Origin of the sequence: Parabacteroides sp. AM17-47, from assembly GCF_003434625.1 — a bacterium.
In the GTDB taxonomy this organism is placed as follows: domain Bacteria; phylum Bacteroidota; class Bacteroidia; order Bacteroidales; family Tannerellaceae; genus Parabacteroides; species Parabacteroides distasonis.
This window is the reverse complement of the sequence record NZ_QTLI01000019.1, coordinates 81960-107021: the sequence shown is the minus strand read 5'-3', so window position 1 is coordinate 107021 and position 25062 is coordinate 81960. Positions and strand designations below refer to the sequence as shown.

General features: G+C 43.6%; 28 protein-coding genes and 1 tRNA gene. 9 read left to right on the top strand and 20 right to left on the bottom strand.

Translation table 11 applies throughout. The features are described 5' to 3' along the window. Positions 1-186 precede the first annotated feature (186 nt). The 5 genes from DW205_RS16070 to DW205_RS16050 form a co-directional block, all read right to left on the bottom strand. Positions 187-399, bottom strand: a complete 213-nt coding sequence (locus DW205_RS16070) for a hypothetical protein (RefSeq protein ID WP_005865774.1) — start codon at positions 397-399, stop codon at positions 187-189. Positions 400-1031: 632 nt separating this feature from the next. Further along, on the bottom strand, positions 1032-1607 hold the full coding sequence (gene nadD / locus DW205_RS16065; protein ID WP_005865778.1) for a nicotinate (nicotinamide) nucleotide adenylyltransferase: 576 nt from the start codon (positions 1605-1607) through the stop codon (positions 1032-1034). An 11-nt stretch (positions 1608-1618) separates the two neighbouring features. Continuing rightward, positions 1619-1798 (bottom strand): hypothetical protein, encoded by a 180-nt coding sequence (locus DW205_RS16060; protein ID WP_005861506.1) that lies wholly within the window; start codon positions 1796-1798, stop codon positions 1619-1621. A 3-nt stretch (positions 1799-1801) separates the two neighbouring features. Then, positions 1802-2368 (bottom strand): guanylate kinase, encoded by a 567-nt coding sequence (gene gmk, locus DW205_RS16055; RefSeq protein WP_005861508.1) that lies wholly within the window; start codon positions 2366-2368, stop codon positions 1802-1804. Between the two features lie 14 nt (positions 2369-2382). Beyond that, on the bottom strand, positions 2383-3255 hold the full coding sequence (locus tag DW205_RS16050) for a YicC/YloC family endoribonuclease (protein ID WP_008774137.1): 873 nt from the start codon (positions 3253-3255) through the stop codon (positions 2383-2385). 189 nt (positions 3256-3444) lie between these two features. Between DW205_RS16050 and tsaB the strand changes: the two genes are divergently transcribed. Continuing rightward, positions 3445-4161 (top strand): tRNA (adenosine(37)-N6)-threonylcarbamoyltransferase complex dimerization subunit type 1 TsaB, encoded by a 717-nt coding sequence (gene tsaB / locus DW205_RS16045; RefSeq protein WP_005865782.1) that lies wholly within the window; start codon positions 3445-3447, stop codon positions 4159-4161. A gap of 68 nt (positions 4162-4229) precedes the next feature. Further along, positions 4230-4376 (top strand): hypothetical protein, encoded by a 147-nt coding sequence (locus tag DW205_RS22315; protein ID WP_005865784.1) that lies wholly within the window; start codon positions 4230-4232, stop codon positions 4374-4376. A 66-nt stretch (positions 4377-4442) separates the two neighbouring features. On the opposite strand, the gene DW205_RS16035 is transcribed toward DW205_RS22315, so the two are convergent. The 6 genes from DW205_RS16035 to DW205_RS16010 all read right to left on the bottom strand — a co-directional run bounded on the left by DW205_RS16035 (position 4443) and on the right by DW205_RS16010 (position 11510). Then, positions 4443-5603, bottom strand: coding sequence for a sodium ion-translocating decarboxylase subunit beta (locus tag DW205_RS16035; RefSeq protein WP_005861516.1), 1161 nt, complete (start codon positions 5601-5603; stop codon positions 4443-4445). A 4-nt stretch (positions 5604-5607) separates the two neighbouring features. After that, the gene (locus tag DW205_RS16030; RefSeq protein WP_005865787.1) at positions 5608-6039 is read right to left on the bottom strand and encodes a biotin/lipoyl-containing protein; all 432 of its coding nucleotides are present in this window, start codon (positions 6037-6039) and stop codon (positions 5608-5610) included. 21 nt (positions 6040-6060) lie between these two features. Continuing rightward, positions 6061-6948 carry an OadG family transporter subunit gene (locus DW205_RS16025; protein ID WP_005865789.1) on the bottom strand — a complete coding sequence of 296 codons (888 nt, stop codon included), beginning with the start codon at positions 6946-6948 and terminating at the stop codon, positions 6061-6063. Between the two features lie 21 nt (positions 6949-6969). Then, complete coding sequence (locus DW205_RS16020; RefSeq protein WP_005861522.1) at positions 6970-8523, bottom strand: acyl-CoA carboxylase subunit beta; 1554 nt, start codon at positions 8521-8523, stop codon at positions 6970-6972. A gap of 36 nt (positions 8524-8559) precedes the next feature. Next, on the bottom strand, positions 8560-8970 hold the full coding sequence (mce, locus tag DW205_RS16015) for a methylmalonyl-CoA epimerase (protein ID WP_005861524.1): 411 nt from the start codon (positions 8968-8970) through the stop codon (positions 8560-8562). A 128-nt stretch (positions 8971-9098) separates the two neighbouring features. Beyond that, entirely contained in the window at positions 9099-11510 is a 2412-nt protein-coding gene (locus tag DW205_RS16010) for a TonB-dependent receptor (protein ID WP_005861526.1), read from the bottom strand. A 121-nt stretch (positions 11511-11631) separates the two neighbouring features. Here DW205_RS16010 and DW205_RS16005 point away from each other — a divergent pair, with 121 nt between their 5' ends. From DW205_RS16005 to DW205_RS15990, 4 genes are read left to right on the top strand one after another with little or no spacing between them, the layout of a single operon-like run. After that, positions 11632-12192 (top strand): nitroreductase family protein, encoded by a 561-nt coding sequence (locus DW205_RS16005; protein WP_005861528.1) that lies wholly within the window; start codon positions 11632-11634, stop codon positions 12190-12192. Beyond that, on the top strand, positions 12189-12956 hold the full coding sequence (locus DW205_RS16000) for a Rossmann-like and DUF2520 domain-containing protein (protein WP_005865792.1): 768 nt from the start codon (positions 12189-12191) through the stop codon (positions 12954-12956). Before DW205_RS16005 ends, DW205_RS16000 begins: the two co-directional genes overlap by 4 nt. Beyond that, positions 12949-13470 carry an HAD family hydrolase gene (locus DW205_RS15995; protein ID WP_005865795.1) on the top strand — a complete coding sequence of 174 codons (522 nt, stop codon included), beginning with the start codon at positions 12949-12951 and terminating at the stop codon, positions 13468-13470. The genes DW205_RS16000 and DW205_RS15995 overlap by 8 nt, the downstream gene beginning before the upstream one ends. Positions 13471-13507: 37 nt before the next feature. Then, positions 13508-14089 carry a Maf-like protein gene (locus DW205_RS15990; protein ID WP_005865796.1) on the top strand — a complete coding sequence of 194 codons (582 nt, stop codon included), beginning with the start codon at positions 13508-13510 and terminating at the stop codon, positions 14087-14089. Positions 14090-14091: 2 nt separating this feature from the next. Here the strand turns inward: DW205_RS15990 and DW205_RS15985 are convergent, their stop codons facing one another. The 9 genes from DW205_RS15985 to DW205_RS15940 all read right to left on the bottom strand — a co-directional run bounded on the left by DW205_RS15985 (position 14092) and on the right by DW205_RS15940 (position 21479). Beyond that, the gene (locus tag DW205_RS15985) at positions 14092-14469 is read right to left on the bottom strand and encodes a hypothetical protein (RefSeq protein ID WP_005865798.1); all 378 of its coding nucleotides are present in this window, start codon (positions 14467-14469) and stop codon (positions 14092-14094) included. Positions 14470-14477: 8 nt separating this feature from the next. Continuing rightward, positions 14478-15509 carry an FAD:protein FMN transferase gene (locus DW205_RS15980; RefSeq protein WP_008778034.1) on the bottom strand — a complete coding sequence of 344 codons (1032 nt, stop codon included), beginning with the start codon at positions 15507-15509 and terminating at the stop codon, positions 14478-14480. Positions 15510-15531: 22 nt separating this feature from the next. Further along, positions 15532-17256 carry a dihydroxy-acid dehydratase gene (gene ilvD / locus DW205_RS15975; protein ID WP_005865802.1) on the bottom strand — a complete coding sequence of 575 codons (1725 nt, stop codon included), beginning with the start codon at positions 17254-17256 and terminating at the stop codon, positions 15532-15534. Between the two features lie 44 nt (positions 17257-17300). After that, positions 17301-17867, bottom strand: coding sequence for a manganese efflux pump MntP family protein (locus DW205_RS15970; protein ID WP_005865804.1), 567 nt, complete (start codon positions 17865-17867; stop codon positions 17301-17303). Between the two features lies 1 nt (position 17868). Then, positions 17869-18390 (bottom strand): nitroreductase family protein, encoded by a 522-nt coding sequence (locus DW205_RS15965; RefSeq protein WP_005865806.1) that lies wholly within the window; start codon positions 18388-18390, stop codon positions 17869-17871. Next, on the bottom strand, positions 18387-19337 hold the full coding sequence (locus tag DW205_RS15960) for a glycosyltransferase family 2 protein (protein ID WP_005865808.1): 951 nt from the start codon (positions 19335-19337) through the stop codon (positions 18387-18389). Before DW205_RS15960 ends, DW205_RS15965 begins: the two co-directional genes overlap by 4 nt. Positions 19338-19358: 21 nt before the next feature. After that, entirely contained in the window at positions 19359-19889 is a 531-nt protein-coding gene (locus DW205_RS15955; protein ID WP_005865810.1) for a DUF4199 domain-containing protein, read from the bottom strand. 126 nt (positions 19890-20015) lie between these two features. Next, positions 20016-20089, bottom strand: a tRNA-Thr gene (locus tag DW205_RS15950). A gap of 343 nt (positions 20090-20432) precedes the next feature. After that, a complete protein-coding gene (locus DW205_RS15940) occupies positions 20433-21479 on the bottom strand; it encodes a DUF2776 domain-containing protein (RefSeq protein ID WP_005861552.1) in 1047 nt (348 codons plus the stop codon). 36 nt (positions 21480-21515) lie between these two features. On the opposite strand from DW205_RS15940, the gene DW205_RS15935 reads away from it, so the two are divergent. From DW205_RS15935 to DW205_RS15925, 3 genes are all read left to right on the top strand, one after another. Further along, positions 21516-22343, top strand: a complete 828-nt coding sequence (locus DW205_RS15935; RefSeq protein ID WP_005865812.1) for a type III pantothenate kinase — start codon at positions 21516-21518, stop codon at positions 22341-22343. Further along, on the top strand, positions 22330-23610 hold the full coding sequence (locus tag DW205_RS15930; protein ID WP_005865814.1) for a membrane protein: 1281 nt from the start codon (positions 22330-22332) through the stop codon (positions 23608-23610). The genes DW205_RS15935 and DW205_RS15930 overlap by 14 nt, the downstream gene beginning before the upstream one ends. Before the next feature lie 85 nt (positions 23611-23695). Next, positions 23696-25060 (top strand): lipopolysaccharide assembly protein LapB, encoded by a 1365-nt coding sequence (locus DW205_RS15925; RefSeq protein WP_005865816.1) that lies wholly within the window; start codon positions 23696-23698, stop codon positions 25058-25060. Positions 25061-25062: the final 2 nt, after the last annotated feature.

Genomic DNA, 25062 nt, shown 5'->3' with positions numbered 1-25062 from the left:
GTGAGAGTGGAATGAAGTACTCGATTATTTCGTTCTTACTATTATCTTTCACTCGATCCTGGTTACAACTGATAAGTAAAAGGGGGATTAAAAAGAAAAGATAGATCATGGTTGTATATTGTTTTAAGAAACAAGGGGTTGGCGGTAGGAGGTGACCTCTGCTAAAGCCAACCCTTTCTTTTGTTGTTAACCTCCTACGGTATTGCAGTTTTGTACTCCTCCAAGACCATTGCATTTATCTTGACATTGAGAACAGTTAGAGGCATCAATGGCATTAGAACTGTTCCAGCAGTGGCAATACGCACTTCCTCCCCCTAAGATTTTCATCATTTGCTCTTTTGGAAGAACTTTACCTTGTTGGTTTAGTACGACTTTTGTCAGTTTTTTGAGTTTGTCCATAATTTGAAAGATTTAAAAAGTTAATAGATGTGTAATGCTTTGATATTTACAAAGAAAATTAAAAAATATCAAACATGGGGTATATTATGTCTTTTTTATTGTTGTTTAATGTATATTGTCTTTCTATTGGTACAGTAGAAAATTAGTGGAGATATGTATATAAGTTAGCTATGCGAACTCGATTGTTCTGTCCCATGTTTAATTTGTTCGAGAAATGACTTGTTGTATTGATGTAATTTGTTATGTAATAGTATTTTATGTAATAGCGTAAGCCATAGGCACAAAGCCTCCCAAATGAATAACTAATCACTTCCCAAGTGAATAACTAACGGCTACCCCTAACCGTTAGTTATTCACTTGACAAGCCATTAGTTATTCACTTGACAAGGCTCAAATTATATATTTGGATACTCCAAAAAGATTATCGGGTGAGCCTGTTTTGATGTTACGGGGATCATCTTTAACGGCTGTGCTGTAAAACATGTTTTAATGGGAATTTTGGCAGATTGCCCTAAGATGGCAAAGCTGTAAATAATCACGGTATAACTTCCCTTCTTGAAGAATATATACTTCAAGTGGCATAGGATATATACTTCATAGCCCAAGTAAGTATATCTTCTATCGCAGGTATGTCACTGATTTGCTACTGACCCGAAATAAGGCCGCACTCCTTCCGGCAGGAAGAAACGGATATCCTTGCCGGTTTGGTAAGCGTTACGGATAAATGTGGAGGAGATTTCCATCAAGGGAGCGTCTACCTTTTTCACGTTCGGATAAATGGTTGGGATCGAGATATCGAATCCTAGGCGGGGATAAATCAGCAGTTTGTAGTTTTGGAGTATTTTTTCATATTCTTTCCATCGGGGAAAAAGCAGCCAGTTATCGGCTCCCATGATAAAATAAAAGTCCCTATCCGGATAGTTGCTGGATAAGGCTCGCAAGGTATCAATGGAATAAGAAGGTTTCGGCAGGTGGAACTCAATATCGCAGACCTTGAATTTCGGGTATCCGTCAATGGCGGCTTGGGCCATTTCCAACCGTAGTGAGTCATCTAGCAAGTCATCCTTTTTCTTCAGCGGATTATGAGGCGTGACCACGAACCACACCTCATCCAGTCCCTCGAACTCACATAGCCAGTTCGCCAAGGCGAGATGGCCTATGTGAATGGGATTGAACGATCCACTGTAGATGCCGGTCTTGAGTCTCATCCGATTTATACTTACCCCTTCTTTTGCCAACCCTTATAGTTGATAAAACAAATGAATATATTAAATATCAGGGCACCCCCGATGATATACTCCTTATAATACAGGCTGATACCACCTAATACGAGGCTCGCTATCCCACAAACGATAGAAAGCCCCATCATAAAACGGGTATTCTTGAATATATTAGACATAGACTATTTGTTTAAGAACTCACGAATGATCTTCAACGCGTCTTTTTGGGCAGTCTCCAGATCATCGTTTACGACAACCTTATCAAACTGTCCCGTGAACCCTAATTCATACTCAGCCTTGGCGATACGGCTTTCGATAACTTCCGGGCTGTCTGTTCCCCGTCCTTCCAATCGCTTCCGTAGGTCATCGATGCAAGGAGGTTGGATAAAGACAGACAGGGCACGGTCTCCATAGAATTTCTTGATATTGCATCCGCCTACCACATCCACATCGAAAATCACGTTGTCCCCTTCATTCAAGATACGCTCTACCTCGCTCTTTAACGTACCGTAATATTTATCGGTATACACCTCCTCATATTCCAAGAAGTCTCCATTAGCGATACGACTGCGGAACTCTTCCGGCGTAAGGAAATAATATTCCACACCATTCTTCTCGGTTCCCCGCGGAGCCCGGCTGGTAGCCGAGATGGAGAAACGAAGGTGTAAATCTTGTTTCAAAAGATAATTAATAATGGTTGATTTTCCGGAACCCGAGGGTGCGGAGAAGATAATTAATTTGCCAGCCATTCTCGTTAATCTTATTATAATACGTTTAGTACCTGTTCCTTGATTTGTTCCAACTCGTCTTTCATCTGGACCACGATCTTCTGCATCTCGGCGTGGTTGCTCTTTGATCCGAGCGTATTGATCTCACGCCCCATTTCCTGAGCGATAAAACCGAGCTTCTTGCCTTGGCCGTGACCGGATTCCATGGTTGAGATAAAATATTTCAAGTGGTTGTCCAGACGGTTCTTTTCCTCGTTGACATCCAGCTTCTCTATGTAATAGATCATCTCCTGCTCGAAACGATTCTTGTCGTAGTCCTTCTCGGCTATCTTTTGCAGGTTATCCATGATACGAGCCTTGATCTTCTCGATACGTTCCCCCTCGTATTTCTCCACTTCTTTCAACAGAGTGGCGATATTGGCTATCTTTTGCTCGAAAAGCTTTTGAAGCATGGCTCCTTCTTGGATACGGAAATCACACAGGTGCTTGATAGCGTCCTTTACCGTTTCTAAAACCACCTCCCATTCGGATTCGTCCGGTTCTACGGTCTCAGACTTGATTGCGTCCGGCATCCGGAGCAAGGTCTGGAACCAATCGTTCGGAACGCTGATATTCAGTTTCTCTGCGATCTCCTTGATTTGGTTGTAATAATTCTCTACGGCGGCAAGATTGATCTGTGTAGGAGTATCTTTGCCTATATATTCTATAAAGATATTGAACTCAACTTTTCCCCGCTCCAAAGATTGAAGTAACAGGCTCCGAAGCTCCATTTCCTTATCCTTGTATATGGAAGGGATACGGGTGGACAAATCCAATTGCTTACTGTTTAAAGCCTTTATCTCTACGGTTACTTTTTTTGAAGGGAGCTCGGCAGTAACCTTACCGAACCCAGTCATTGATTGTATCATTTTTCTCAAAAGTTTGCGCAAAGATAGTGGTTTCCTTTTAGATTTGATGTTTATTTTCTCATAAATAGATGTTTCTCATAGGGCTGCCTTGATAGTATAATGAATTTTTGTATACCTTCGTAGCCTAATCAGATTGAAGGTTTGAGATTGTTTGTTCGTTCAATTATCAATTGTTAATAGTTAATTATTATGTCATTGATCTTAAATATCGAGACATCCACTTCCGTATGTTCAGTAGCCCTGTCGGAAGGGGAGGAGGTGGTCTTTGAGAAGGCTTCCTTCGAGGGGCCGTCTCATGCGGCGTTATTGGGCGTTTATATGGAAGAGGCATTAGAAGCCGCGAAGTCGAAAGGGATAAAACTGGATGCCGTGGCGGTAAGTAGCGGACCCGGATCTTATACGGGGTTACGCATCGGGGTGTCTGTGGCTAAAGGATTATGCTTTGGGTATGGTATTCCTTTGATCGGTATTCATACGCTGGATATTTTAGCGTCTGCCGCTATCCGGAAAAATAAGGAGGAGGCCGATTGCTTGTATTGCGCTATGTTGGATGCCCGTCGTATGGAAGTCTACTCTTCGATTTATGATTCCCATCTCAACACGATACGTGCCACGACTGCTGATATCGTAGATGCTGATTCGTATGCTTCTTTTTTAGAGAACGGTAAGGTTTGTTTCTTTGGAGACGGTGCCGCTAAATGTGAGACGGCAATCACTTCTCCGAACGCCTGTTTTATAGATGGTATCTATCCATTAGCTGTAAATATGGCATCCTTGTCGCAGAAAGCATATGATGATGGCCGTTTTGAGAATGTGGCTTATTTTGAGCCTTTCTATTTGAAAGAATTCCAAGCAACGATCGCTAAGAACAAAGTGCTGAACGAGGCGTTAGGGAAAAACAAATAAGAGTAAGGGTACACAACCAAATTCATGTTCCGGCTGTTTATTCTAAAATGAATAAATCAGTTAAAGACATGAGAAAGAAAAGTGTGAATACGCTATTGGTATTTGGTGTGGTTGTCGCTATAATCCTTTTGATGATCTGGTTGTTCCTCGGGACAACGTTGGTGGAGGATACGAGTACGGAGATTACTCCGGTTCCTATAGAGCAAACTAACTGAGAACAATAACATAAAAAGGCGGGATCCTTTCGGACCTCGCCTTTTTTAATATAGATAGTTGTTTTATTAACCAAGGAATCCTAGCAAGATACCGGCAGCTACAGCGGAACCGATTACACCTGCTACGTTCGGACCCATAGCGTGCATCAACAAGTAGTTGGTCGGGTCATATTCCAAACCTACAACTTGTGAGATACGAGCTGAGTCAGGAACGGCGGATACACCGGCGTTACCGATAAGCGGATTGATCTTATTGCCGTCTTTCAATATTAAATTGAATAACTTAACGAACAATACACCGGCGCAAGTAGCGATCACGAATGATAACGCACCTAGACCGAAGATCTTGATAGAGTTCAATGTCAAGAACTGTGTAGCTTGGGTAGAAGCACCTACCGTGATACCCAATAAGATCGTGATTGTATCGATCAGCGGACCACGAGCAGTCTCTGCCAAACGACGAGTCACGCCACTTTCTTTCAATAAGTTTCCGAAGAATAGCATACCTAACAATGGTAAACCGGACGGAACCAAGAAGCAAGTAAGCAACAAACCAACGATCGGGAAGATAATTTTTTCCGTGGAAGAAACGGCTCTCGGCGGTTTCATACGGATCAAACGCTCTTTCTTAGTCGTAAGCAATCTCATGAACGGCGGTTGGATAATAGGAACCAACGCCATGTATGAGTAAGCGGATACCGCGATCGCACCCATTAAGTTTGGCGCTAACTTAGAAGACAGGAAGATAGCCGTCGGACCGTCAGCACCACCGATAATACCGATAGCACCTGCTTGGTTCGGCTCAAATCCCATTTGAAGAGCAATCGTATAAGCACCAAAGATACCGAACTGAGCCGCTGCACCGATCAACATCAACTTAGGATTGGAGATCAATGCGGAGAAGTCGGTCATGGCCCCGATACCGAGGAAGATCAATGGCGGATACCATCCAGAAGTCACACCCTGATAGAGGATGTTCAGTACAGACCCTTGCTCATAAATACCTACCTGAAGACCTGCGTCCTTGAAAGGGATATTACCGATCAAGATACCAAATCCGATAGGGATCAAAAGCATCGGTTCAAACTCATATTTAATCGCCAGGAATATAAACAACAGACCTACCAGAATCATGATGAGATGTCCCGGAGTAGCGTTGTATACACCTGTATAGGTAAGGAACAGTTGTAAGTTCTCACCTAAGAATGTTAAAAAGCTCTCTTGCATAGTCTTATCCGATTACTACGAGATCAGCACCTTCTAGCACAGAGTCTCCCTTGTGTACTTTAATTTCTATAATCTTACCGTCACGGTCTGCGTTGATGTTGTTCTCCATCTTCATAGCCTCAAGGATAATCAATGTTTGACCTCTCTTCACGGTATCACCTACGTTGCACTTAACCTGCAAGATAACACCTGGCAGCGGAGTCTTAACAGCACCTTGTGTAGTAGAGGCTGCCGGACGAGTAACTACAGGGTCGCCACTTGCTGTTGTCGGTGCTTGAGCCGGACGTTTCAATGTAACCATTTGTTTCTTCGCCGGTTTCTCTAATTTTACTTGATAAGGTGTACCATTTACTTCAACATCTGCGATGTCATCCACTACAGAATTGATGTGTACTTTATATACGTTACCGTTAATGGTATATTTAAAACTTTTCATTCTTTGTTCGTTTTTAGATAATTACTTATGTGGGGTTTGACGCAAACCGTAGAGTTTTGAACTCCAAGGAGAATAAGTCCTTTGTACCTTGTGGATCGTAAGAACCGTGTGCTCGATGTCATGATTGTCATCACTCATCTCGTACAAAGCGGTAGCGATAGCGGCAAAGATCTCACCAGACTCTTGTCCGGCGTCAACCGATACACTTGTTGTTCCCGCAGCTTTTTGAGCGTTACGTTTGCTCGCGGATATAGACAATCTACCGATCTGCTTAAAGATGATGTATAACAAAAATAATCCCAAGAACACTACAGCCATAGCGGTAATGGTCATACCGATACCTAAAGAGTCATTCTGTTTGAAATTATCGATTTTCTCATTAGAATCCAATGTTAGGTTATTCGTACTGGGAGTAACTTTCTTCAGCTGTGCCCATTCATCTTTACCATCGATCACTCTACCGTAACTGATATCAGCCATTTGTCCGGCAGGGATCGTAACTTCGTCGATCAATGTTTTACCATCTGCATCATACAGAGCTATATAATTCTCCTTAGAGGGATCTAATACGAAGTTAACGTGGAATGTACCTCTGCCCGGCTGTCCGTCAGCCCAAAATAGTGTGTGCTGGCGGGGTTGGATCTGAGTCAATACGTCTCCCTTCGGGATCGGATATTTCATCGGATTGTTTTTGTCGTCTGTCAAATAACATCCCGCGATATTTACCGTTCCGGCCGAAGTGTTGAACAACTCAATCCAGCCATGACGTTTGCCATAGTCGTCAACGAAGTTATCCTCGTTGATAACCAATACTTCATTAATACGCATGGAGGTTGCGCGCTGTGCCTTTGCCCCGAATGAAATGAGCAAAGCGAACAGTAGCAATACCCCTATTTTCTTATTTATCATATTCATCTCCTGTTTTACGGATTATAGAGGCAGGTTATCATGTTTCTTAGCAGGATTGCTTAACTTCTTAGTCTGCAATTGCTGCAAAGCACGAATAATACGGAAACGAGTGTTACGCGGTTCGATAACATCGTCGATATAACCGTATTGAGCTGCGTTATAAGGATTAGCGAATGCTTTCTTATATTCAGCTTCTTTCTCTGCTGCGCATGCTTTCGGATCTTCAGCGGCTGCTACTTCCTTGGCGAAGATAACCTCTACGGCACCGCTCGGGCCCATAACGGCGATCTCGGCTGTCGGCCATGCGTAATTCATATCACCACGTAAATGTTTAGAACTCATCACGCAATAAGCTCCACCGTAAGACTTACGCAATGTAACGGTAATCTTAGGAACGGTAGCCTCACCATAAGCGTAAAGCAATTTAGCGCCGTGAAGGATTACACCGTTGTATTCCTGACCTGTGCCCGGAAGGAATCCCGGAACGTCAACCAATGTTACCAAAGGAATATTGAAAGCGTCGCAGAAACGAACGAAGCGACCTGCTTTACGAGATGCGTTGCTATCCAAGCATCCTGCCATAACCTTCGGCTGGTTAGCTACGATACCGACGGATTGTCCGTTGAAACGAGCGAAACCTACGATGATATTCTTAGCGTAGTCCGCATGGACCTCTAGGAACTCGTTGTTATCGACGATCGTACCGATAACCTCATACATATCGTAAGATTGGTTGGCGTTATCGGGAATGATATCGTTCAATACATCATCCAGACGATCGATCGGGTCTTTGCACTCAACTAACGGCGTTTCCTCTAAGTTGTTCTGAGGTAAGAAACTGAGCAATTTACGAATCAATTGCAAACCATCTTCTTCTGTATCGACAGCGAAATGGGCTACACCCGATTTGGTAGTGTGTACGCTGGCTCCACCCAACTGCTCTTGGGTTACATCCTCACCTGTTACGGTTTTTACGACTTTCGGACCAGTCAAGAACATATAGCTGGTACCACGTGTCATGATGTTGAAGTCTGTCAAAGCCGGAGAATAAACGGCTCCACCGGCGCAAGGGCCGAAGATACCGGAAATCTGAGGAACAACACCGGAAGCCAAGATGTTACGTTGGAAAATCTCAGCGTATCCTGCCAAGGCATTTACTCCTTCTTGGATACGAGCTCCACCGGAGTCGTTCAAACCGATAACGGGAGCGCCCATCTTCATGGCTTGATCCATTACTTTACAGATCTTCATAGCCAAAGCCTCAGACAAGGCTCCACCGAATACGGTGAAATCTTGAGCGAAGATATATACCAAACGTCCGTCGATCGTACCATAACCTGTTACGATACCATCGCCTAAATATTTAGTTTTCTCGATACCGAAGTTTGTACAACGGTGTTGAACAAACATGTCGAATTCCTCGAAACTACCTTCGTCAAGCAACATGGCGATACGCTCACGAGCGGTATATTTGCCTTTTTTGTGCTGTGATTCGATTCTTTTCTCTCCTCCACCTAAGCGAGCTTGCTCACGAAGTGCGATGAGCTCTTTTACTTTTTCAAGCTGGTTACTCATTGTATTTTGATTTGTTGTTAGAAATGAACGGATTAATTATTTGTTGCCCGGCATGCAAAGCTCTGTCAATACGCTGCAAGTTGATTTCGGGTGAAGGAAAGCGATGTTCAAGCCTTCCGCGCCACCACGGGGAGCTTTATCGATTAATTTAACGCCTTTTTCCTCAGCCTCGTTCAAAGCTGCCTGTACATCAGGTACCGCGAATGCGATATGGTGGATACCTTCACCTTTTTTCTCGATAAATTTTGCGATCGTGCTATCTTCGCTGGTCGGCTCTAGTAATTCAATCTTAGTCTGTCCTACCTTGAAAAATGCGGTTTTTACTTTTTGGTCTGCTACTACTTCGATATTGTAGCATTTTAATCCAAGAACGCCTTCATAATAGGGTAAACAAGCCTCGATACTCTTCACTGCGATACCTAAATGTTCGATATGTGTAAGTTCCATGTCAATAATAATTTAAAGATTTAGTAAATGTTTGTTTCTATTGTGTGCAAATGTACACTACTTTTTATGAATGAGGAAATAATTTTTTGTTTTTATCTCCCAGTAAATGTGTTTAAAGATACATTTTATTAAAAATCGACAATCAGACGAACGTTCAATTGACGTCCGGTCAGATAGTTTGGAACTGCGTATTGGACATTATATACATCTGTTATCCAATAGTAGGAACTAACGTTTTTGATGTCTAATATGTTAAATACATCCAGACCTAGCCAAATGTTTTTCAAATGGCGGAAGAAGCCCCTGTCCATGATAGCGTCCGTGCCTCCTGCCAATTGATAGGAGAGGCCGATATCTACACGTTTGTAGGCGGGCGTACGGAAATAGCCGGCTTCGTATCCTTTGCCCGGGATTGTCTGGGGAAGTCCTCCGGATAGAACTCCTTTCAGATTTAGCTTGACTCGTTTATAGCCCGGGAAATAATCTTGGAAGAAGAGTGAGATGTTGTAGCCTTGGCTATTGGCCATAGGAACGGTCGTTGTTTCCCGGATGGTTTGCTGGGCTTTCATCAAGGAGAAGCTGATCCATGAGTCGGTACCCGGTACGAATTCTCCGAAGAATTTGACATCGAGTCCCATGGCGTAACCTTTGGCGCAGTTCTCACCGTAATAGCGGATCTTGACGTTATCTACGGTGTAGGGATTCAGATTGTCCAGCTTTTTATAGTACATCTCGGCGGTCACCTTGAAATTCCGGTCTACGGCACGGAACGTATAATCTCCTCCCAATATGAAATGGATGGAGCGTTGTGACTTTAGATCTTTGTTCAATACCGTGATATTATTGCCGTTCTTATCTTTGTCTACTCTACGTAATTCCTTGTAGAAGGGCGATTGATAATACAGTCCGGTGGCGAAACGGAGCGTCAAGTCTTGGTCGAAGTTCGGGATAAAGCCCAATGAGGCACGGGGACTGAAAAGGAACTCCTTATTATAAGTCCAATAACTACCTCTAACCCCTGCGACTAACGTGAACAGACCTTGCTTGGTCCTGAATTTGAATGCGTCTTGCGCATAAGCGGAAAAGCGTGTGCTTTCTATCTGATTATCAGAAAAGAGGTTCGAATATACACTTACGTTATTACCGGTTTGGGGCAAAGAATAACCTGAGGAATCCCTTTTTTCCCATTCACTGATCTTATCATTGATTTTCTCCATTTGTACCGTGGCTCCCCATTTCAACGTATTGTTTAAAAGGCGGGCCATCCCATAGTGCCCGACATTCATGACGGTGGAGTTCAAACGGTTTCGTGCGTGCTCGTGATAACGGCCTACGGACATGGCGGCTGACGCGTCGTCATTCGGATTTTCCGCTCCGTTCTCGCTCAGCCAATATTCTCCGGCGATATCGTATCCCTCTTCTTCCTTGCTTTTGAAAGCGGAGGCTTGAAGTCCCAACTCTGTGTTCTCATTGGGGTTGTGTTTCAATGTAAGCGCACCGAATAAGGTTTGGAAACGGTCTCTTTCCCTTCCGTCGAAATAGACTTTGAAGTTCTTGGGATGCTCGGCTGTACCGAAAGAGGTTTCCCGGCTATAAGGGGTGAATTTATAATTATTGTTAGCGAGGTTTCCCAAGAAATTGATTTCCCATTTAGGGGCCAATTGGTACGTGATGTAAGTTTGCAGATCGATAAATTTAGGGTCGTATTCAGCGTCTGTATCCATGGTACCCAAAATAGACCGACCGCTTTTAAAGCGGAAACCCGTTACTTGGGTAAATTTACCAATAGAACTGCCTACATAAGCATTCGCACCCAACAAGCTCGCAGAAGCTGAGCCTTCGAATATCTTAGGCTTTTTATAGGTAATATCCAGCACGGAACTCATCTTGTCTCCGTAACGGGCCTCGAAGCCACCGGCGGCGAAATTGACCGCCTCCGTTAGGTCCGGATTGATAAAGCTAAGGCCCTCTTGTTGTCCCGAGCGAATCAGAAGTGGACGGAATACCTCGATCCCATTCACATAAACGATATTTTCATCATAACTACCTCCACGTACGGAATACTGGGAACTTAACTCGTTATTGGACGATACTCCGGCAAACGTAACGACCAAGCTCTCTATACTACCTCCGGAAGGATCGGGCAATAACTTGATTTTGTCCGCATTTAGGGACTCCATGGTCGTGGTCTGCTTGCGGATGGCAGTAACAGATACTTCCCCTAAATCAAATGAGGTATAGTTCATCTGTACGTTCAGGCGCATATCGGCTTGTGCCGAGGGAATGATACGTTCAGCCTTATTATATCCCAGACAAGAGTAAATAATGGAGATAGAATCCCCCGGCGATATGGAAAAGGAATAATATCCCTTCTCGTTGGTCATGGAGCCGATCAACGTGTTCTTAACCCGGACATTCACTAATTCCAGAGGGTTACCGTCGGCGTCACGGACATAACCAGTGATTTTTATGCGGCCTTCGCCAAAGGCACTCACGGAAATAAGTATAAATAGCAGCGCGGCTATCGCACGAATCTTCATAATCTATTGTTCAATTATAAAAATACTAACGAGAAAAAAGAACGATACGTATATATGGGTGCAAAAAATTATATTTATATTTGCGAATCTTAATATTAAAAGAGTACAAAGAACGAAAAAAATGGAGAGTTTTGCAACACTTATACAAAATAGAAGAAGTACACGTAAGTTTACCGAACAACTACTTTCACCCGAGCAGGTAGAACTGATCTTGAAAGCGGCGTTGATGGCTCCGGCCTCAAAACGTAGTAATCCTTGGCAGTTCGTGGTCGTGGAAGATAAGGAAATGTTGAAGAAACTTGCCGGGTGTAAGAAAAATGGTTCTGCTTTTCTGGAGGGTTGTGCCTTGGCCGTGGTTGTCTTGGCGAATGTGATGGAAAGCGATGTTTGGATCGAGGACGCTTCGGTCGCTTCTATTTATATGCAATTGCAGGCGGAGGATTTGGGATTGGGCAGTTGCTGGTGTCAGATCCGGAACCGGGTAACAGAGGACGAGGCGGATTCGAATAATTATGTTCGTTCGTTGCTGGATATCCCTTATCAATTGGATGTCTTGTCTATCATTGGTATCGGTTATAAGGATCAGGTTCGTAAGCCTTTTGATGAATCCCATTTACAATGGGAGAAGATACATATAGGAAAGTTCTCTCTTCCGGAAGAAAATAAAGAGGCGGAAGAATGAGAGTCGTATTTGTTGGTGCTGGAAACTTAGCTACCCGGCTTTCGTTGGAAATGCGTAAGTCCGGAATGAGTATCGGGCAAGTGTATAGTCACACAAGTGAGCATGCTAAGATTTTAGCCGATGAATTGGGATGTGGGTGGACTGTTGTCCCGGAAGATATTGTGGAAGATGCCGACTTGTATGTTTTCTCTTTGAAAGATGCCGTGCTCCAAGATGTTATCGCCCGTGTAAAACCGAATAACGGTTTGTGGGTGCATACGGCAGGGAGTATGCCAATCTCTGTATTTGAAGGTCTTACGGCTAGATATGGGGTGGTTTATGCGTTACAAACGTTTAGTAAGAGTAGGGAGGTGGATTTCAAGAAAATACCGTTCTTTTTAGAGGCGAACTCGTCTGAAGATGAGAAGGTGCTGGGAGAGGTGGCTAGGGCGCTCTCCAGTGATGTCCGTTTCCTCTCCTCCGAGAAGCGAAAGAACTTACATTTAGCGGCGGTTTTCGCTTGTAATTTTACGAATCATATGTATGCGCTAGCTGAAAAGATCTTGGAAGAACAGCAAATACCGGGAGAGGTCTTGCTACCTTTGATAGACGAGACAGCCGCTAAGGTACATGTAATGTCGCCGGCGCGAGCCCAAACGGGACCAGCTATACGATATGACGAGAATGTGATAAACAAACATATGGCTATGCTTAAAGATCCGGATATGCGAAATCTATATGAGCTGATTAGCCGAAGTATACATAAGGAGGCTCGACATGAGTAGTATAAACTATGATTTGAGAAAAATAAAGGCTTTTGTCTTTGATGTAGACGGGGTGCTATCCTGCGATGTGATTCCGCTTCACCCGAATGGCGATCCGATGCGTACGGTCAATATCAAGGATGGCTATGCCTTGCAATTGGCCGTGAAGAAAGGTTATGAGGTCGCTATAATTACGGGCGGATATACGGAAGCCGTACAGATTCGCTTTTCTCGTTTAGGAATACAACATATTTATATGCGTAGCGCTGTAAAGGTGCATGACTTTAAGGATTTTATGGAAAAAACGGGCTTGTCTCCTGAGCAAATCATGTATGCGGGTGATGATATTCCTGATTATGAGGTAATGACGCGAGTCGGATTGCCGGTGGCACCTGCGGATGCGGCTCCGGAGATCAAGGAGATAGCGAAATATATATCCTCCCGGCGAGGTGGCGAAGGCGTAGCTAGGGACGTGATCGAGCAAACGATGCGGGCGCAAGGACACTGGTTCGGCGAGGAGGCTTTTGGGTGGTAAAATTTTGGTGAATGTGTAACGCTTAATCGAATAGGTTATGTTAGAGAATTTAAAAAAGTACAAGATCGTCTTAGCCTCTAATTCTCCGAGACGACGGAATTTGTTATCTGGTCTGGATATCGACTTCGAGGTGAGGATAATTCCGGATATTGACGAGTCTTACCCGGATTCTATTGACTCCATGGAGATCCCTTTATATATTGCCCGTTCGAAAGCGGAGGCCTATAAATCGACTATGGCGGATGATGAATTGCTAATCACGGCAGATACGATCGTTTGGACGTTTGACGGGGTTATGGGGAAGCCTGCGAACCGGGAGGAAGCTTATGCTATGCTTCATGCTTTGTCGGATCATGTACATCAGGTAATAACCGGCGTTTGTATCATGACGAAGGACAAAAATGTAGGCTTTTCCGTCGAATCTGCGGTTTGTTTCGCAAAATTGGGTGATGAAGAGATTAATTATTATTTGGATAAATATAAACCTTATGATAAAGCGGGAGGGTATGGCATTCAGGAGTGGATCGGTTATATCGGGGTAGAGGCTATCAATGGTAGCTTTTATAACGTGATGGGATTACCTGTGCAAAAGCTTTATCAGGAATTGAAACATTTTTAATCTCAATTCAAGGTAAAGTATTTATCCTTCATATAATATTCTATCTGATTTAATGTGTGCGCTAAGGCTGGGGGAATCGGTAAGACGACCGGTTTCTCCACATTCCATTCCGGGTCATTTATGATCATGTCGGATAGGCTGCCCGCATGTATTAAGATAAGGCGGGTAGGGGCTGAGGCTATAACCTTATGATTGGTGTTTTGCGCAAGTAGCATGAAATGATCTTTTGCCACTTCCGCTATATGTGTCCCTTCTTGGCTGTAAATAATAAGTTTTCCCGAAAATACGAAGATTAATAGATTATCCGTGGTTGTGGTATTAAACAGGGAATCTCCGGCTCTCAGTATTTTGCATTCAAGTTGATTTAGATAACGCTTCATGTAGGAACTTAAGGATTTTCGAGGATAGCCAATGTTTTTCTGTTAGGAAGGTATTCCAACATACCTTTTGAGTAGGTGACTTTCTGTTGTCCGTTGTTGTCCGCATAAATAATAAAATACTCTATTTGGGGGATGGATTGTGCCAGTAGCTTCGCTTTCTCGACTCCCAAAACCATGAAAGTCGTAGCGTAAGCGTCTGCTGTCATACAATCTTCCGCCACGATGGTCGCGCTAAGAATATTTTGTCCAGCGGGATAACCGGTCGCCGGATTGATCGTATGGGCATATTTCTTACCATCCTTGATGTAGAAGTTTCGGTAGTCACCAGAAGTAGCCACACCCCCTTTTTGGCATAATTGTACGATCTCTTCAACATCATTTGTTACGCCACTTGTCCCTATTTCCGGCTTGTTGATGCCGACTCGCCAACAGTCACCTTGTTGATTTACGCCTTTCATGGTGACCTCACCACCTATTTCTACCATGTAGTTCTTTACGCCTTCCTTTTCCAGCAGGCGGGCGATGACATCGCAAGCATAACCTTTTGCGATGGACGAACAATTCAATAGAATCCGGGGATCTTCTTTGATGATTTTCTTTCCTTCCAATCTCACTTTTTGATAACCGACGAAAGCCTTTATGCTATCGATCATCTGCGGGGTTACGCTATCCATCTTACTGAATCCGAATCCCCATAGATTAATTAATGGAGCACAAGTAATATCAAAAGCTCCTCCTGATTTTTGGGAGATTTCTTCCGCCTTATTGAATACTTCGGTAAACCATTCGTCTACCTCCACATCCTCGTTATTATTGACTTTCGCGATCGTGGAGTTGGGGTTGAAAGGATTTAAGGAGAGGTTAAAACGTTGCAGCTCGCTGTCGATCTTATCGGTTAGGATTTGCTTGGCCTTGTATTTGATGTGGTAACTTGTATGAAAAACAGAACCACTCTCTTCGAAATATTGGCCCTTGTCCGAGCAAGCCGTATGCGATAAGATCAACAGGCTGACTAATATGGTAATATTCTTGCGCATCATTATGAAATTTTATGTCGCGAACTTACATAAAAAATTCCATATATGCCCCTTTCATGGGGGAGACGCTATTGTGTGTATAAATATCAAGGATTCCTTTTTTATATTGTGACTCTGGTTTTATCCAATGTGCACGCCTTTCGGATAGGATCTTTTCTATCTCTTCCACGCTTCTCTCAATACTGTCGGTACCGATTATATCCAATGTTCTCGCTGGAATATCGATACGGATCAAGTCATCGTTTTCAACCAAGGCGATTGGTCCCCCCTCGGAAGCCTCCGGGGATACATGTCCGATCGCCGGGCCTCGGGTCGCTCCGGAGAAACGACCGTCGGTGATCAATGCGATGGTCTCTACCAACTCAGGATCGGAGGCGATCGCTTCTGTCGTATAAAACATTTCTGGCATTCCACTTCCTTTCGGTCCTTCATAACGGATAAATACCGCTTCTCCCGGATGGATTTTCTTTTGTAATACCGCCTCAATAGCGTTCTCCTCACAATCGAATACCCTCGCTTTCAGGGTGACTTGCATCAAGCGGGGTGAAATCGCCGAATGTTTTACGACTGCCCCTTCGGGCGCTAAATTTCCTTTCAATATAGCGATGGCTCCTTGTGCCTTGATCGGTGTATGAAAAGGTTTGATAATATCGCCAACCTTTACTCCTAGGGCAGGAAGATATTTATGGCAATTCTCATAGAAGCCGTTGAGTTGTAAATCTTTTAAGTTTTCTTCCAATGTTTTGCCGGTAACAGTCATGACGTCGAGATGGAGGAATTCTTTGATTTCTTCCATGATCGCCGGTACGCCTCCCGCATACCAGAAATATTCGCCGGGCCAAAAACCGCTGGGACGTATATTTAAAAGGTAGGGGATCTTACGATGTATCTTGTCGAACAAATCCGGTGATAACTGGATTCCCAGTTCATGGGCGATAGCTGGAAGATGAAGCAGGCTGTTGCTGGAACCCGCTATGGCGGCATGTACCATGATCGCATTTTCAAACGCTTGTATCGTCATGATATCGGAGGGTTTTAACTCTTCTTTCGCCAGTCCGAGTGCATGTTCTCCGGCTTTACGGGCGGTTTCTTTTAACTCGGGTAAATGGGCGGGGATCAAGGCGGAGCCCGGTAAAGCGATGCCAAGCGCTTCTGCCATTACTTGCATTGTAGAGGCGGTACCCATGAAAGAGCAAGCTCCACAATCCGGACATGCGTCACGCTTATAAACCATGAATTGTTCTTCCGTTATTTCTTTTCGCTCGTACTGGGCGCTATAGGTACCGATTTGTTCTAACGTGAGTAGGTTGGGACCGGCTTTCATTATACCACCAGGCATGAATATAGCAGGCATATCTAGCCGGGCTATCGCCATCAAATGCGCAGGGACGGATTTGTCGCAACTGGCTATAAAGACACCAGCGTCGAAAGGAGTCGCTTTTACATGAATCTCCATCATGGCGGCCATGATATCACGGGAGACTAATGAGTAGTTCATACCATCGTGTCCCTGCGCCTCTCCATCACAAATATCAGTGACGAAGTAGTTTGCGGCACGTCCCCCCTTTTCCTTTATACCGATTCCGGCCTCGTCCACCAATTTATCCAGATGGGCGCTTCCCGGATGGCTATGTCCGTAACTGCTTTCTACAATGATTTGCGGTTTACTCAATTCGTCGATTTTCCAACCGCTGCCTAGCCGGAGTGAATCCAGCTCCGGCGCTAGTTTTCGTAATTGCTGGCTTTTCATGTCTATTAATTAATGTATAAGGTTATTTATTCAATAAGGTATCCCTAGCTAAAGAATACATGCTCTATCAAAATCTTTGTACCGATACCGATTAAGATTAAACCTCCGATGAGGTCCAGCTTCAAGTCGATTCTCTTGCCGAATCGGTTACCGAAATAGACGCCGAAGGCAGAGATAGCGAAGGTGACAACACCGATAGTCGAGGCTTGCAGCAAGAGCGGTGATTTTAAGATCGCCAGAGAGATTCCTACGGCGAGGGCATCGATACTTGTCGCTATTCCCAATCCGCATAATGTCCGGTTACATAGAGGATCGAATTTCCCGTCTTCCTCCTCTTCCTTCGCGCTATCGTATATCATTTTTCCACCTAAGTAAAGCAAGAGGGTAAATGCGATCCAATGATCGAAGGCGCAAATGTATTTTTCGAATCCTAATCCCATCGTATAACCAATCACGGTCATTCCGGCTTGGAATATACCGAGCACGCTCGCTATCTTAATAATATTACCGGCGGTGCAGTTGTTCTTAAGAACTGCGCCGCCGGTAACTGATACTGCTAGGCTATCCATGGATAAGCCGATCGCTAGTAGCAGAACTTCAATGTATAACATACTAGAATGATTCCCGTTTAATAATTTCTTCTATGGGCTTACGTTTCTTTGGAGTCTCATCGAATAATGCCGGGTCGGAAGGATAGCCGAACGGTATCAGTACAACAGGCTCGATCGTTTCCGGAATTTTAAAATGTTTACGGCAAAGCTCCGTGTCGAAATTGCAAACCCAACAAGTACCCAATCCTTGTTCGGCAGCGGCTAAACAAATGTGTTCCGTGGCGATAGCCGTATCGATATCCATATGATCCTTATGATCGCCCCGTTTCCAAGATTGCTGATGATCTCCGCAAACGATCAAGTAATAAGGCGCTTGCTTGAACCATTCCCGGGGATAGCATTCTTGTAATTTAGCTTTTCCTTCCGCACTTTGAACCCATACAAAATACCAAGGTTGATAATTTACCGCCGAAGGGGCCAAACGAGCTGCTTCTAGGATATAATCAATCTTTTCTTGCTCTACGTTTTTGGGGGCATACTTTCGGATAGAGCAACGTTTTCTCGCTAATTCTAGGAAACTCATATCTCATCCTCTATTTTATAGTTATTGCGATTCGGAGAATTGCGGGAAATCAACTCCCCGATAAAGCCCGCTAGGAACATCTGGGTTCCCAGAATCATCGCTGTCAATGAAATATAGAAATAAGGGGAACTTGTAACCAAAGGTCTTAGATCTCCAGAGTACATCGAGATCAATTTCATGCTGAGTACGATTACTAGAGCGATAAAACCAATGAAGAACATAGCGCTTCCCCATAAACCGAAGAAGTGCATCGGTTTCTTTCCGAATTTGGAAGTAAACCAAAGCGTGATCAAATCAAGATAACCGTTCACGAAGCGATCCAACCCGAATTTAGTAGTTCCGTACTTGCGGGCTTGATGTTTCACTACTTTCTCGCCAATCTTGTGAAATCCGGCAATCTTAGCTAAATAAGGTATGTAACGGTGCATATCGTTATACACCTCTATATTTTTAATGACAACATTCTTATACGCTTTCAATCCGCAATTGAAATCGTGTAAGTTCTTTATTCCCGAGAATTTACGAGCTGTCGCGTTGAATAATTTCGTGGGGATCGTCTTAGACAACGGGTCATATCTTTTCTTTTTCCAACCGGATACCAGATCGTACCCGTCTTCGGTGATCATCCGGTAAAGTTCGGGTATCTCATCCGGGCTGTCCTGTAGATCGGCGTCCATGGTAATGACTACGTCACCTTTAGCCCGCTGGAATCCGCAGTGCAATCCCGGCGACTTGCCGTAGTTGCGACGGAACTTGATTCCCCGGATATGTGGAGAACGTTGTTTCAACTCCTCGATCACTTCCCAAGAATTATCCGTACTACCGTCATTCACGAAAATGACTTCGTAGGTATAATTATGTTCTTTCATCACCCGCTCTATCCACGAGAATAACTCGGGTAAAGACTCGGCTTCGTTATACAACGGGATAACAACTGATATGTCCATTATTTGTCTGTAATTAACTTTTTAGCGGTTTTCAGTGATGGAACCAGTCGAATTGTTCCTGCACAAGAGAGCCGCTACCGGTATAGAAAGTATGATGCCGTAAAATACGTTATTAAATATTCCTTGTATGGCCATATGGATTGGCGAGATGCGAATATTGCTGAGCGAGTCGAGCATATCCGAGTTAACTTGGCTATCTTTTAATGCAGTCGTTAATTGCCCGATCGCATTTGCCACGAAATCAGGTGGGGCGATGAACTGATAAAAGACAAAGTATTCAAGCGAGACGATCAATGCGGCGAAAAAATACAACATCGTGCCGAATCTCCATGCATGAAAGAAACTGATCCTTCCACCGATGTCGTGCCGATATCTTTTCGTCATGTAGTAGGCGATGAAAGGGACGGCGAGCGTCAATAGCCAATAGACAAGACTCAAGGAGGGGACTGAAACGCTGAAGATGAAAAAGATGTATTTCACTACCCAATATATACCCATGGCCAAACCATAAGTCATAGCGCCTTTTAAAAGTAAATTCTTATTCTCTTCCATGATGTTGCTGTTTTGAATTCTTATCAGCAAAGTTAATATATTAATGCAAATGCGCAACTATATTATGTCTAAAATAGAAAAAAGGAAGCCTACGTATAAGCTTCCTTTTAAGTTGTGTTTTATCTGAGCCTCTTGTCGGATTCGAACCAACGACCCCGAGATTACAAATCACGTGCTCTGGCCAACTGAGCTAAAGAGGCAGGTGGGTAAGCTTACTACATCGCGCCGCTACAACCAAGTACCCTTGCTGCGGTCAAGCCCTGGGGGATTCCGAGGGAGCATGCCGTGTAGGACTTACCCGGGTGCAAAAGTAGATATTATTTTTTACTTTGCAAGCGTTTTCTTACTCTTGGGATGATAATTGTTTATAAAGAATTGAAAACCTTATGCTTTTGGTAATGTTAAAAAATGTTTCATGTATTGTGGCCGATGGTTTATCAAAGAATGTTGATTTTTTCATTGTGAGGAAAAAACATTTTCATCATGAAGAAAAAGTATTTTCACCGTGAAGAAAAAGTATTTTCATCACGATGAAAAAACAGTTTATTTGGAAGAGGTTCCGCTTTCCAATATGCTGACGATGGAGAACAACGTAAAGCAGATCGCTCCCAGTCCGGCCAATACCCGTGCGGGAATGGCATAATAACTATGCTCGGCCGCCATCTCGAAAAGGAAAGCGGAGAGGAAAAGGCAGAATAAAGCCGTGAATATAGGAATCAATGGAATCCGGTTGGCAAGCTTGAATTCTTCCCTCCATATTTTAGACAGCAAGATCACCTTGCTGGAGATACTATAGCAAACTAATCCAAGGCCGATCATGATATATCCGGTTGAGGCATTAGCCGGGTCGCTATCTCCTAATACGAAGAGACCCCATATCAGACTGATAGATCCCATCAGGATGACAAAACGGTGCCATAACCTTTTTTCCAATCGGGAATATGTGTTTCTTATTTGTCGGGCGATCGTGGCGACTAAAGCGATTAAGCTGCTGCAAATACATGCTAGTCCGGCCATCACGTGCCCGGCGACAAAGTATTGGGAATGCTCGTCGCTATGCGCTAGCAACCGGTAAGCCCAAATCCATGCGACTATGGATATAAATGATGCTACAAGGATCAAGAATACCCCCTGCCAAAAGTTGAACGCTTTGTCTGGTATTCTGGGATCGTCGCTTTTGGCGTTCATTTGTATTAAGGTGAATCGGGTAGAGGCGGTAGCCGTTGTCGCTACGCATGCGGTTATAAGGCCCACCCCGCAAATGACATGGCCCGCGACAAAGTCTGCTGGCGCCGGTGAGGACATGAGTAAGATAAAGCCCGCCAGAAAAGTGATGGTTGCCGAGAGATATCCAAGGATAGGCAAAGCGAATCTGGCTACATTATTATATGTATGGATAATTTGACGAATAATGGTCGCTGCCGTAGCGAACAAAGCTATACAAATAAAGCCAAGAGAGAATACGACAGGTCCGGCGACGAATCTGCTGGAGTCCACTCCATAGTTAAAGACAAAAAATCCATAACCGAAACAAAAGAGGGCCATTAGCAATGGAATCGCCCTGAATAAGACACTAATCCCGTAATTCATAACTTGTTTTTTATTTAGATTTTTCTTCAAACAGAGATGCGATCCTTTTTGTTCAAGAAGAATTTTAGAGGTTATGCGATGTTTTTGCGTGTTATTTCATCATTTTTGTTTTTCTTTGCGGAAAATATCAGAGAAGTGAATCTTATTATAGAACAAGGTAACACGTCATCAAAGGTCGCTGTGTATAAAAATGGGCATATAGAGGCTTCTTTTGTATACAAGCAATTCGGTGTATCTGTGGTCGCTGCTCTTTTTGAGAAGTACGCTTTTACGCAAGGCATTTTATCGACGGTGATAGATACGGACGATGAGTTGATCGCTTATCTAAAAAATAAGCTTCAGCGTTTTGTCTTTCTGGATGAACATGTAGCTTTACCGATCAAGGTGGAATATGGGACGCCGAAAACGCTAGGCAAGGACCGTTTGGCCGCTGTCGTGGGGGCGAATTATTTGCGGCCGGGAAAAAATCTGCTGGTTATCGATGCCGGTACCGCTATCACGTATGAGGTGATAGAAGCGCCGGGTATCTTTCTGGGGGGGAATATCTCTCCGGGGATGACAACCCGTTTTCGAGCGTTGAACCATTTTACGAAGAAACTGCCTTTGGTAACGGAAGAGGATGATATACCGCTTATCGGGAGAAGTACGGAAACGGCTATCCAAGCGGGTGTGGTGAATGGGATTGTTTACGAGATGGACGGATATATTGACGAGCTGAAAGTAAAATATCCGGATCTTTTGGTTTTTTTAACAGGCGGTCATTCGTTTTATTTTGAAAGACGGCTAAAAAACTCCATCTTTGCAGACATTAATTTAGTGTTGACAGGATTAAACAGAATCTTAGAGTATAATGTTGAAAATTAATAAGGTAGTAATAATAAGTTTTCTTATCTTTACACAATTGCCATTGTGGGCTCAAAATAACACGAACTCGCCTTATACGCGATTTGGATATGGAGAGTTGGCGGATCGATCTTTTGGTGCCGGAAGGGCGATGGGTGGAGTCGGTTATGGATTAAGGTCCTCTAAACAGATAAATCCATTAAATCCAGCATCTTATAGTTGCATGGATTCGTTGACATTCCTTTTTGATTTTGGTGCGTCCGGTCAGGTGTCTTGGTTCTATGACGGTACGAACAAGCAACGACAGATGAATGGAAACGTGGAGTATATCGCCATGCAATTTCCGATCACCCGGCGTTTAGCGATGAGTATCGGTTTATTACCTTATTCATATGTAGGATATGATTTCGGCGAGAGCCGTACCGAGGGCGGTTTAAGTTGGGGAGAAAGCTTTAGTGGCGAAGGTGGCTTAAGCGATGCCTATTTAGGGCTCTCCTATGATATTTGGAAGAAGCGTCTTTCCATTGGTGTGAACGCCGGATTTTTATTTGGAAATATAACACATTCCCGCAACTTGATTTTCCCGAGCTCGACAGGGGCGGACGATGTGTATAGAAACCAACGTTATGAGATTCGTGATTTAAAGTTAGATTTTGGTATTCAATATACGCATCCTTTGAGTAAGACGGAGCATGTCACGGTAGGTTTCGTTTATTCTCCCGGGAAAAAGCTGAATACGACTGTGTATGATACTCAGCTTGTCGGTTCTTCGGCTACATCCGGATATACAAGGAACGATACAATTAAGAATTATCGGTTTGATATGCCGAACTCTTACGGAGCGGGTATTTCCTATGTGAAAGAGAATCGGTTGACATTAGCTGCGGACTTCTTATATGAGGACTGGGCGAACGCTTATTTTGATAACGAGAAAGGCCAATTCAAGAACCGTACACGTGTAGCGGCTGGTGCCGAGTTTATTCCTCGTTATGATAATCGTAATTATTTGGGGCGTATCAGATACCGTGCCGGTTTTCATTATAGCAATTCGTACTTAAGAGTCAGTCGCTCCGAGGAGAATGGTTATAAAGGACATGGTTATAATGAATATGGGGCGAGTGTCGGTTTTGGGCTTCCATTGATCGATAACCGTTCATTAGTGAACCTGTCATTTGAATACGTGAAGATCCGTCCGGAATTACGTACAATGATTGATGAGCAGTATTTCCGGTTTACGGTGAACTATACATTTAACGAATTATGGTTTTTTAAACGAAAAGTGGATTAAACCGGGAATGGCCGAAAGGGTCTAATGAGTATGATACTTTTTTGAAGGAATATAAATATTATAGCTAACTTTAATAGAAAGAGATATGAAGATCAAAGTTTTATTACTAGCGCTTGGATGTACTATGGGTACATTGGGCGCTTATGCGCAGAAAGGAGTAGATAATGGTACACAGTTCGGTTCCGGTGAGGATAGTGTGCGTTGTATTACCAATATCAGCTTGTTCGTTCCTTACGCGAAAGCCGGAAACTTCAAAGACGCCTTTGATTTCTGGAAGATCGTGTACGATGAGTGTCCTGCCGCTACAAAAGATATCTATTTGTACGGTGTGAAAATCATGGGCTGGAAGATTGCCCAAGAGAAAGATCCCGCTAAGAAGAAAGCTCTTATTGATGATTTGATGGGAGTTTACGACAAGCGTGTGAAATATTTTGGAAATGATCGCCGGTATGGAAAAGACTGGATCGTTGCTCGAAAAGTGCAAGATTATTTAGCGCAAACTGGCGATAATGCCGACTATAATCAGGCCTATACTTGGTTGAAGGAGATCGTTGATGAGAAAGGTGCTGATACGGAGGCTCTAGGTCTCTCCTTGTTTAGTTTCTCTTCTATGAAGAAAATGGTTAACGATCCGAATTTCAAAGAACAGTATATTCAAGATTATTTGAAGGTTTCTGGTGGCTTGGATGCTCAGTTAAAAGCTGCGCAGGCTGCAAACAATCAAAAAGAAGTGAATGCCTTGACCGCATATAAGAGTGGTGTTGATAATGCCTTTGCGAATAGTGGTGCTGCCGATTGCGAGACTTTGCAGAATTTGTATGCTGCTAAGATCGAGGAGAATAAGGACAACTTACCTTATTTGAAAGAGACTATATCCTTGTTGAGAAGAACAGGTTGCCAAGAAATCGAGGCTTACTTTTTGGCATCAGACTATGCTTATCGTCAAGAACCTAGTGCCGAGGCTGCTGTTGGGCTAGGAAAGAAAGCCGTTAAGATAAAGGATTATGATACGGCTATTAAATACTTTGATGAGGCCGCGAATTTAGAAACGGACGCGACTTCAAAAGCTGATGATTATTATATGATCGCATTGTTGCTGTTTGAGCAAAATGCTTATTCAAAGGCTAGACAATATTGCCAGAAAGCTTTGGAGGTAAATCCTAACTATGGCAATGCTTATTTATTGATCGGCAAGATGTATGCCGCTACTTCTAAATCTGTCTTCCCGAATGATGGAGTATTGGCAAGAGCTGCTTATAATGCCGCTATCGATAAATTTGAGAAAGCGAAACAGGTAGATCCGAGTGTTGCTGAAGAGGCTAATACTTTGATATCATCTTATCGTGCTCACCTTCCTTCTACGGAGGAGATCTTCATGCACCCGGATTTGGAGAAGGGCAAACCTTTCACTGTCGGTGGTTGGATCGGAGAGCGTACAACGATTCGGTAATT